Raw genomic sequence first — 258 nt, 5'->3', positions numbered from 1 at the left:
GATGCTCTCTCTGACCCCGGGCAGCGTTTTCACGCCGTATCCGGTGTAGTATCCCGGGGCGTAGATCTGATGTCGGAACCACGGGCGACGCGGCAGGCCGGCTTCGTGAAGCAAGGCCTGCTCCGCTCGATAGAGTATCCGATTCAGCTCTCCCCGCTTCGATTCGTCGAGTGAATTCCCCCCCTGGAGCGTGCCGCGAGCACTCAGGAAGCCGTCGACGCTCTCCTTCAGGGCTTCCAGCGAGTTGAGAAGCGGTGC

1 protein-coding gene is annotated in these 258 nt (G+C 62.8%); it reads right to left on the bottom strand.

The window, feature by feature from the left end; translation table 11 throughout:
• Nucleotides 1–258 (bottom strand): transferrin receptor-like dimerization domain-containing protein (locus tag PZC42_RS21855; RefSeq protein ID WP_277214303.1); only part of this gene is annotated, 258 nt, incomplete at both ends.

It is taken from the genome of Isoptericola croceus (assembly GCF_029382255.1).
GTDB lineage: Bacteria > Actinomycetota > Actinomycetes > Actinomycetales > Cellulomonadaceae > Isoptericola > Isoptericola croceus.
The sequence above is the reverse complement of the archived record's forward strand: the minus strand, read 5'-3'. Positions and strand labels throughout refer to the sequence as shown.